The sequence below is a fragment of the Haloferula sp. genome (assembly GCF_049672945.1).
In the GTDB taxonomy this organism is placed as follows: Bacteria; Verrucomicrobiota; Verrucomicrobiia; order Verrucomicrobiales; family Akkermansiaceae; genus Haloferula.
Genome location: NZ_JBATWY010000232.1, coordinates 1 through 9,757, shown reverse-complemented (window position 1 = coordinate 9,757; position 9,757 = coordinate 1). Strand labels below are relative to the sequence as shown.

Here is a 9,757-nt window from a genome sequence, read left to right as displayed (position 1 = left end):
GCTCGGAAAAACTCGTCGACATCCGTCCCTTCCGACTCGAACCCAGAGCGATGAAACGAAGACCCAAACCCTTCCAGTTGCTGACCGCCCCCCGCCACGTTTTCAAAGAAATTCCACACAAATCGACGTATCGAAAAGCCGCTTAATCACGTGCCATTCGGGTCGGTCCGTGAAATGCGGCGTTAACGGCGGCTTCTTGGATTCCGAAGTATCGCTGATAACGATGCGGCATGACGGCACGGCTGTCATACTTTCTGTCGACGGACATCTCACCTCGATAAGCGACATCTCCGAGATGAAGCAGAAAAATTACTACTGTAAAAATTAGGCTGCGCATGTGGTAGGAGACTGCGCTTTTCACCCTCTACCATCCGCACCGGCTAGCGCCAGGCGGAGGTGTTTTACTCGGATTACTTGAATGAGACCTCCAACGTATTCTCCGAACTCTTCGTCTTCTCTTCGGCAGCAGTGAACACGATGTCGTATCCCCTGTGGACTGGGACGGCATTTTCGCTGGCCGCGCCTGCTTGCCTGATGAAGCGCTCGTTGGATAGCTGCATCGCCGCTCCACTACCCGCCATAAAGGAATAGGTGTTGTGGATGATCCCGAGCTCCGTTTCGAAGGACTGGACACCCGGCCCGGTCACTTCATCGGAGGCTGCATTCACATTGTCCGCGAGAGCGAATTTCTTGTTTGAGCGGTCGATCCTTGAAACCTTGAGCCAGTCGTTCTTGATCAGTTCCTCAAATTCCTCCGGTTTGCCACTCAGTTGTTCCTCCTCGCGCTGGTAGTAGTTCTGGACCCTTGAAAAAATCGCAGCCTTTGCCGTTGCCGCATCAAGCGTTCCTGTTCCCAGAAGTTTGATCTTGAATTCCACGGATTTCCGGTCGGTCTCCACGGTAAGTTCCACCTCGCCTCCGCTTTCAGTTTTGCCCCGGATGACGGTCGCATCCAGTTTATCGGTGGCGGATTGTTCGGATTCGAGAGTCTCTTGAAGAACTTTCAGTTCTGACTCAACACCCTGTTTGTCAGTGATCTTGATTCCCCACTCGACTGGAATGAACACATATGGGCGAACCTCCCCCTTGTTTACGATCGGGTTGATAACGATTTCTCCGGTGGGAGATATGATGATCTGGTAGGAGTTGTTTCTCAATGCCGCGAAGGATCCTAAAAACGGTTTCTCAGTCAGCTGGGGTAGTTCAGCATGGAGATTGGCGGAGCCGAGAATTGCGATGGCTGATACCGCTGCGATAGGGTTTGTCATGATTTTGATTGTTTCCGGAGGGACTGGACCCAACCGGCTTCCTCAGGATAGATCACTGTCGGCTTGGTTTCCATCCTCAAAAATTAGGATGCTTAGTTTCAACTTTCAAGGTGTGGCGCGCTCCGTGCCCTGTATAGGATGAATCGAATGGGTCTTTGATTTCCATACTTTGGGTTGAGTCTTGCGAGCAACGGTGCGACACTTCGGTTCCCAAACGAAACCAACTCTACTATGAAACTCATCGTCACCTTTTTAACCGCCATCAGCTGGTTGGCAATGGCGGTGCGTGCTGAGGACGCCAAGCCAAATATCCTGTTCATCTTTGCTGATGACTGGGGTTGGGGCGACCTGTCCTGTCACGGTCACCCTTATCTCGAAACACCAAATATCGATCGCCTGGCACGCGAGGGAACCGATTTCCACCGTTTCACCGTTGCCAGCGGCGTTTGCTCGCCGAGCCGTGCCGCGGTGATGACCGGCCATTTCCCGGCACGCTACAATATCGACGGGCATTTCGCCTGGGTGAAAGACAACCAGCGCCGCGGGATGCCCGACTGGCTCTCGACGGAGGCTCCGCTTCTTCCCAGGTTCCTGAAGCAGGCGGGTTATTCCACGGCTCACTTTGGCAAGTGGCATCTCGCCAACAACATGATACCTGATTCGCCGCTTCCGACGGCATACGGATATGACGAGTATGGGGCATTCAACTGCGCCGGCGAACAAATGCCTTTTCACGAGGACGCGATGCATGTCATTTCATTCATGGAGAAGTGCAATGAGGCGGAAAGGCCGTTCTTCATCAATCTCTGGATACATGAGCCGCACACACCGTTCCATGTGCTTCCCAAATACCAGTGGCGTTTCCAGGATCTCAAGCAACCAGACAATATCTACGCATCCGTGATTTCACATGCGGACGACAGGATCGGGCGAATTCTGGACACGCTTGACCGGCTCGGCATCACTGACAACACGCTGGTGGTCTTCACCTCCGACAATGGCCCGGCGCGTGCGGCGAAACCAATGGCTCCGGGACTGCAATACGATAGCGCAACCGGTGCAGGATTCGACCTTGGAGCGGCGAAAGGTATCACCGGCGGCAGGAAGGGTTACAAGGCTTCGCTCTTCGAGGGCGGTATCGGGGTACCCTTCATCGCGCGGTGGCCGGGGAAAATTTCCGCGGGGGAAGTTGATCGATCGTCCCTGATTTCCGCGGTGGATCTTCTGCCGACATTTTGTGAAATCGCGGGTGTTGAGCTTCCTGCGGACTACCAGCCGGATGGTCTGGACATGACCTCTGTTCTGAAAGGCGAGCCGGTGCCTGCACGTGAGAAACCATTGTTTTGGAAAGTAGGAGCGAACCGGAACACGGCCTTCCATTGGGCGGCCTACGCGGTGGTGGACGGGCACTGGAAGATGCTCTCGGATGCCAGCCAGGACAGGATCGAGCTGTATGACCTTTCAGTGGACGAACTGGAAGAGGCCGACCTCTCGGACAAGGAGACGGAGGTGAAGGCGCGCATGCTCGGCTTGCTCAAGGAATGGCGTGATGCCCTTCCGTCCAGGCCGGTGGGCGACGTGTTCTCGGCAACCCGCGAAAAATAGCAGGCCAGGGCTCCGTGGGGCGCAGTTCCACCCCGGAAGCCGCGAGCTTTGGCTAGTTCTTTCCGATGGGGTTGACAAGCTGGTGCCAACGAGGAAATCGATTGTCGTCATAGTGGCACTTTTCAGTGTCTTGGTGATCGCGTTTGCCAAGCCGAAAAGGAATCGAGCGGGCGGGATTTATTCTGAGGAGACATTGGTTCTGGAAAGCCGGCTGAAAAGTATGGACCAGCAGTTGCAAGTGCTTGCGAGCTTCATTCTTCGCAGCGGGGTGGGGAACGTGGATCACCGCTCGATCGAGCATTCTGAAAACAACGTGAACGAGTGGATCCGGATTGATCTGGAAACTGGCTCTGTCTTTGACCAGGTGGTGCTCGTGCCAACACTCTTGAGGGATTACCGCTTAGGATTTCAGACGGATGGTTTCCCCGTGGAGTTCCAGATTCTGGCAGGCAAAGATGGTGAAGAGGGCAGGCAGATTGCCTATGTGAACAATCCCCCCGACCTGCTCCCCAGGATTGTGCCGCTCGTCATTTCAGTTCCAACGACCGAGGCAGACTGGATAACCGTGGAGGCTCTAGAGCTTTCGACGCATGCGTGGGACGGGAAATTCATTTTTCAGCTATCCGAGGTGCTTGTCTTCGACGGAGACGAGGACATTGCGCTCCACCGCCCGGTCGAGGCTTCCTCCATCCGCGCCAGCGATGGGCGGATTCGCAGTACGGCGAACCTTGTGGATGGTTTCGTGCCCTACTACATGGATGCGAAGGAAGGAGAGCTTAGTGTCGCGATGCTCACTGCATTTGACATAGGGGAAAAGCCCTTCTTCACCGTCGATCTAGGCTCCTCGGTGCCTGTGAATCGCATCCATTTGCACGAAATCGAGCTCAGCGACAGCGTGCCGCAGGTCGCCACGGATGACATGGGTCTTCCGCGACATCTCATCATCGAGGGCTCGGACGATGCCGGATTCCAGGATCCGGTTTTTCCTACGGAATACCTCATGCGAACACAGTACGATGCCGGCCCTATCATCATGCTCCGGTTACCTTAAAAGACGTGACGTTACGTCAGATTTGCAGCCCTGAAACCGTACTTCAATTGCTAGGAAATTACTTTTTGACGGTCCGGCCGATGGAGCCCCAACGGCCGGGGTTGGAGGGGGTTGATCTCCCAAACGCGCCTCAAATGCCTCCCACTCCGCCGAACCCACTTCATCGGGGAATGCTTTGTGCAAGCGGGGCAGCAGCCTTGCAAGGGTTAGCCTGCTCTCGCGGGAAGTCGGGGTGGATTCGCTATAGTTGATCATAAAGGATGGAGTGGGCGGAGGTGGTTGAGACAGCCTCTCTGCCGCAGGCATCATGCCAACAAAGATGCGGGGTGCAAACCCCAAGCCCTGTTTGATCCTACAACAATAGATCTTTCACCACATGCCCATGCACATCAGTCAGGCGGAAACGCCGACCCTGGTATTTGAAGTTTAGCGCCGTATGATCGATACCAAGCAAGTGCAGCATCGTCGCTTGGAAATCATGCACATGCACCGCGTCAGGATAGACCTTGTGCTTATCGGGTGAAATCGGAATCCCGTGTCGATCGACAATGTTATAGCCATAGTCATCGGTCTGGCCGAAGGTAATCCCGGGTTTCACCCCACCACCGGCCATCCACATCGTGAAACAGCGAGGGTGATGATCCCGCCCATACCTTGTTTTCGTCATTTCCCCCTGCGAATAGGACGTCCGCCCGAACTCACCACCCCAGACCACCAACGTGTCTTCGAGAAGTCCACGCTGCTTCAGATCCTTGACCAGCGCCGCTGATGCCTGATCTGTCTCCTTCGCCTGTGCAGCGATATCCTTCGGAAGATTTCCGTGCTGATCCCATCCCTGATGGTAAAGCTGGATAAACTGTACACCCCTCTCCGCCAGCCTCCTTGCTTGCAGACAGTTCGCCGCAAACGTCCCGGGCTTCCTGCTATCTTCACCGTAGAGCTCAAATGCCGAATCCGGCTCCTGTGACAGATCCGTCGCATCCGGCACACTCGTTTGCATCCGGTAAGCCATCTCATACTGGGCGATCCTTGACTCGATCTCAGGATCAAGCTCACGCTCGTACTGCCCTTGGTTCAAAGTCTTCAACGCATCGAGGGTCGATCTCCGGCTCGTCCTGCAAATGCCTTCGGGATTCGAAAGGTAAAGCACAGGATCTTTCCCAGAGCGGAACTGCACGCCCGAGTATTTCGAATCCAGAAAGCCAGAACCCCAGAGACGCGAATACAGGGGCTGCCCGCCCTGCCCTGCCGAGACTAGCACGATGAACGATGGCAGATTATCGTTGAGCGACCCAAGGCCATACGAAATCCATGACCCGATCGAAGGCCGCCCCGCAATCTGTGATCCGGTCTGGAAAAACGTAATCGCCGGATCATGGTTGATCGCCTCGGTATACATCGATTTCACGATGCAGATATCATCCGCAATCTCCCGGTGATAGGGCAGCAGATCGCTGAACCACGCACCCGATTGCCCGTGTTGGGAAAACTTAAAATGTGAACCAGCAAGTGGAATCGAAGCCTGCTGTGAGGACATACCCGTCAGTCTCTGCCCCGCACGGACTTCCGGAGGGAGCTGTTCCCCGTTCTTCTCGTTCAGCAGCGGTTTGTAATCGAAAAGATCCTGCTGCGCCGGGCCGCCGGATTGGAAAAGGTAGATCACGCGCTTCGCCTTCGGTGCGTAGCTGGCAAGTCCAGAGGGCACTGGATTTTGCGCCGCCATGCTTCTCCCAAGCAATCCGGAGAGCGCCATCCCGCCGATTCCTGCCGCCGCTTTCTTGAAAAAATGCCGTCGATTCAACCTCAGGAAGTCATCGATGTTCACCTGGTTCTTTGAGTCAGTAACTCGATTGGGATTGAATGGGTTCATCGTTTCCAAATGCTGGCATCAAGGTTCAGTACGGCGAGGCACACGCTTGTGAGTGCGGCGAGTTCCGGCGGGGGGATCGAGTCATCGACAGGTGACTCACCATGATGGATCAGTTTCACCGCCTCTCCCGGATTCGCTTCGTAGTGCTCCAGCTCGGATTCATAAAGATTCATGAGAACCTCCATTTCTTCGTCGAACGGCGCACGGCCTGTCGCAGCTAAAAACGCTCCGTGGATTTCCTCGCTGAGCGATCCAGCATGCACACGCTCCGCCAAAGCACGGGCGGCCTCGACAAACTGGACATCGTTCAGCAACACCAGAGCCTGCAGCGGAGTGTTCGTCCGCGAGCGTGATACCGCGCACACCTCGCGCGTCCCGGCATCAAAGACCATCAGATTCGGAAGCAATGCGGTACGCTTCCATACCGAATATAGCGACCGGCGATGCAAAGCCTTGCCCACGGATTGCTTGTAAGGCGGCGACATACCGTTCGACTCACGCCAGAGATCTTCACCCGGCTGGTAAGGAGAAACCGGCGGGCCGCCTGCCGCTCTGTTCAGCAATCCAGAGGCTGCCAGCGCCATGTCCCTGATCTGCTCCGCAGAAAGTCGAAACGCGGGACCGCGTGCCAAAAGCCTGTTCTCCGGGTCTTTCTCCAGAAGCTCCGGGGATGTTTTCGAATCCTGTCCATACACGGATGACAAGGCAATCTGGCGGCACAACCTTTTCACGTTCCAACCGTTCGAAACGAAGTCCCTCGCCACCCAATCCAACAACTCCGGATGTGTCGGCAGCGCTCCTTGCAGCCCGAAGTTTTCCGGGGTCGTCACCAGCCCTGCGCCAAAGAAACTCGCCCAAACACGGTTTACGAAAACCCGAGACGTCAAGGGATGATCCGGGTCTGTCGTCCACTGCGCCAGCCCCAGTCGATTGCGAGGCGCGCCCTCGGGAAATGGCGGTGAAATGAACTCGAAGGTATCTGCCTCGACCCGCATATCCTCCGTCTTTGGCGCATCATAGGCTCCGCGCGCGAGGATGTACGAGGGCAACGGCTCGCTCAGCTCCTCCATCACCGGGATTTCATGCATCGGCTCCTCTGCCATCACAAACTCATACCATCTCAGCTGCACCCTGCGCTTCGCCTCCCTGACCTGATCGTCAATGGCACCGCAGTAGTATTCAAAAAGCTCCTCAGTTCGCTCCGCAACCACCTTCTTGAGCGATTCAGGATCATGTAGACCACGAACTTCCAGCGCGGAGAGATCGCGTCCATGAATGACCACCTCATCAACAACGCCGCCCTTCAACCCGCGGTCGCGGAAACGGTGGCCAACCATGAACCGACCGTTGAGCGGCACCTTCACGTTCGCGCTTTTCACCATTCTATCGCGAAGCACGGTGGTCTCCATCAGCTCGCCATCGAGATAAATCTTCAGACCGGCTGCCTTACTAGATCCATCGTAGGTCGCCGTCAGGTGCTGCCACTTTTTCTCAGGAACGCTCATCTTCGTCCTCACGCCGATCGCGTTTCCAGGCCACACCCGGTAGAGACGGGATTCGATGTAGCCGTTGTCGCTTACCAGATCCCAGCCGTTATACCCCGCATCAGATCCATGCGAATACTGCGCAATCACCGAGCGTATCGGTTCGCGCTCCATGTCCTTGTAGGCGAGCGTTACTGAAAAGGGTGTCCAACGGTCAAAGGGCTCAATCCCCCCGATCGCCATGCCACGATCACCATCCAGCACAATGGAAGTGCGTTTCTCATCACCCGGAAGCAGGCGTGAAAGCGTCGAATCCGTCGCCTCAACCGTTTTCAGTCCATTTACCCTCTTCTTATCGGTCTGGAAATCATACGTCACCCCCGCGATCTGATCGGGAACTTTGATCTCAGGATTCAGCTTCAACCATTCCTCGAATCTCAGCCGCGCATCAATCACCGCAGCTTCATACCGATCTTCCGCTATCTCTAGCGTAACTTCCGCCCGCTCACGCGCATCTTCTTGAGCCTGCGTTGGCAGGAGCAGGGTCGGTGATGGGACTTTGTTCGGAGTATCGTAGAGCCCATTTTCATCGATCGAGTTGAAAAACGCGAACATCGAATAGTAATCCCGCATCGTGATCGGGTCATACTTGTGATCATGGCATCGCGTACACTCCATCGTCAGACCGAGCATCGCGGTGCCATAGGTATGCACTCGGTCAGCGACATTTTCCGTCCGCCACTCCTCGAAAATCGCGCCACCCTCATTCGTTAGTCTATGCAGCCGATTAAACGCCGTCGCGAGCTTCTGCTCATGTGTCGGATTTTCCAAAAGATCACCCGCAAGATTCCATGTAACGAACTCATCGTAGGGCAGATTTTCATTGAATGCCTTCACCACCCAATCGCGATAGGGCCACTGCGTGTTCAGTTTGTCCGATTGATAACCGTATGAATCCGCATACCGCGATGCATCCAGCCACGGCACCGCCATATTTTCCCCGTATGCCTTCGAGGCGAGCAAACGATCCACCGCCGACTCCTTGGCTTTGGCAAAATCCTCGCCTGCCGCTTTTTTAAAATCCTCGATCTCCTCAGGCTGTGGAGGTAGCCCGGTAAGATCAAATGTCACCCGCCTCAGCCACCTCAGCGGATCTGCAGCTGGCGATGGGCTGAGTCCCTCTTCCTCCAGTTCAGCGAGAACGAAATTGTCGATCACCTTGCTAGGCCAATCCTTCGCCTTCACCTCAGGCACATTAATTTCCTTCGGCAACGCCGTAAAAGCCCAGTGAGCCTCATATTCCGCACCTTCCTTGATCCATTTCTTAAGAATTTCCTTTTCCGTCTCATTGAGCACGAGGTTCGATTCCGGAGGTGGCATGATTTCATCCGGATCTTCGGAAATGATGCGCTGCCAGAGCACGGATTCTGCAACATCACCCGGGACAATCGCGTGCCCCATCGACTCGGAAAGCGCCGCGTAAGCACGTTCCGGCTTGTCAAGCCGCAGCCCAGCCTTGTTGTTCGCCTCATCCGGGCCGTGGCAGAAGTAGCACTTGTCCGAAAGGATCGGGCGCACGTCGTCATTATACGAGATCTCCTTACCGTTCGCGGCATTGATGATTGCGAGGCTCACAAAAAGCCAGCTTGGATAAAGGCGGGGCATTAGGGTCTTAATAGATACGTCGAACGCTGTGTCTTATTACACGGGATCACCCATTTATCAACCTCCCTTAGCCCTTAGGCTTGCTCGCACCATCTAAGCACTTCAACTTCCCCGCGTACCGGAAGAAGACGAACCAAACCCCATCGCAGAGGTCCGGCGCGCCATCGCCGCCGAAGATGGCTCGGCCTTGCTCTCCACCGCCGAGGACGTCCACTACGCCGACATCGCGGAGCTTTATCAAGACCTCAACGACGAGGAGCGTGACTTTCTTTTCAAAACCATCGGCCCCGAGCTAGCCACCGACGTTGTCGCCGTGCTTCCTGACTCCCTCATCGAAGACTCGCTCGGCCACTTCAAGCCCGCCCAGCTCCGTTTCCTCCTCGGAAATCTCTCTGACGATGACCGGGTCGATATCTTCCAAGTCGTCTCAGAAAAGGCGCGCGTGCGGTAATTTCCCTCCTCGGCACACGCGACAAGGAGCTGACGAAGAGCCTGCTGAAATACGACGAGGATACCCATGACGGGAAATCCACAACCGTTACCCTGACTACTCGGCTGTGGGTATTCGGAGTGGCTTTCCTTGGTGTCGTCGAGCGACATCGAACTTCCGTCGATGGACTTGATGATGTGGCCCTGATAGGTGTCCTCTGGTTGAATGCGGGTACTGAGATGATCGTTGATCCGGTTGTTTTCGGCTGTGAGAAACTAGAGGGAGTCGGCCTCGCCCCCTGCTGAAGGAACCTGTGTCCTTGTTGGGCACAGGCAGGCCTGCGTCGTCACACCACGCTTGGCCGAAACTCACGGCCTTGGAGAG

At 55.5% G+C, this 9,757-nt stretch carries 6 protein-coding genes; 3 read left to right on the top strand and 3 right to left on the bottom strand.

The features are described from left to right. Window positions 1-410 precede the first annotated feature (410 nt). Window positions 411-1,268 carry a hypothetical protein gene (locus WBG04_RS20270; RefSeq protein WP_424316546.1) on the bottom strand — a complete coding sequence of 286 codons (858 nt, stop codon included), beginning with the start codon at window positions 1,266-1,268 and terminating at the stop codon, window positions 411-413. A 231-nt stretch (window positions 1,269-1,499) separates the two neighbouring features. Between WBG04_RS20270 and WBG04_RS20265 the strand changes: the two genes are divergently transcribed. Further along, the gene (locus WBG04_RS20265; protein WP_424316545.1) at window positions 1,500-2,873 is read left to right on the top strand and encodes a sulfatase family protein; all 1,374 of its coding nucleotides are present in this window, start codon (window positions 1,500-1,502) and stop codon (window positions 2,871-2,873) included. 220 nt (window positions 2,874-3,093) lie between these two features. Further along, the gene (locus tag WBG04_RS20260) at window positions 3,094-3,924 is read left to right on the top strand and encodes a hypothetical protein (protein ID WP_424316544.1); all 831 of its coding nucleotides are present in this window, start codon (window positions 3,094-3,096) and stop codon (window positions 3,922-3,924) included. Between the two features lie 352 nt (window positions 3,925-4,276). Here WBG04_RS20260 and WBG04_RS20255 read toward each other — a convergent pair whose 3' ends face one another. Further along, a complete protein-coding gene (locus WBG04_RS20255; RefSeq protein WP_424316543.1) occupies window positions 4,277-5,794 on the bottom strand; it encodes a DUF1501 domain-containing protein in 1,518 nt (505 codons plus the stop codon). Next, complete coding sequence (locus WBG04_RS20250) at window positions 5,791-8,913, bottom strand: DUF1553 domain-containing protein (protein ID WP_424316542.1); 3,123 nt, start codon at window positions 8,911-8,913, stop codon at window positions 5,791-5,793. Before WBG04_RS20250 ends, WBG04_RS20255 begins: the two co-directional genes overlap by 4 nt. Before the next feature lie 217 nt (window positions 8,914-9,130). On the opposite strand from WBG04_RS20250, the gene WBG04_RS20245 reads away from it, so the two are divergent. Continuing rightward, window positions 9,131-9,394: a magnesium transporter MgtE N-terminal domain-containing protein gene (locus WBG04_RS20245; protein WP_424316541.1), complete on the top strand. Its 264-nt coding sequence runs from the start codon at window positions 9,131-9,133 to the stop codon at window positions 9,392-9,394. Window positions 9,395-9,757: the final 363 nt, after the last annotated feature.

What these genes read in the sequence shown, in the direction of transcription:
- WBG04_RS20270 (WP_424316546.1), bottom strand. Translation starts at nt 1,268, where the DNA reads ATGACAAACCCTATCGCAGCGGTATCAGCCATCGCAATTCTCGGCTCC.
- WBG04_RS20265 (WP_424316545.1), top strand. Translation starts at nt 1,500, where the DNA reads ATGAAACTCATCGTCACCTTTTTAACCGCCATCAGCTGGTTGGCAATG.
- WBG04_RS20260 (WP_424316544.1), top strand. Translation starts at nt 3,094, where the DNA reads ATGGACCAGCAGTTGCAAGTGCTTGCGAGCTTCATTCTTCGCAGCGGG.
- WBG04_RS20255 (WP_424316543.1), bottom strand. Translation starts at nt 5,794, where the DNA reads ATGAACCCATTCAATCCCAATCGAGTTACTGACTCAAAGAACCAGGTG.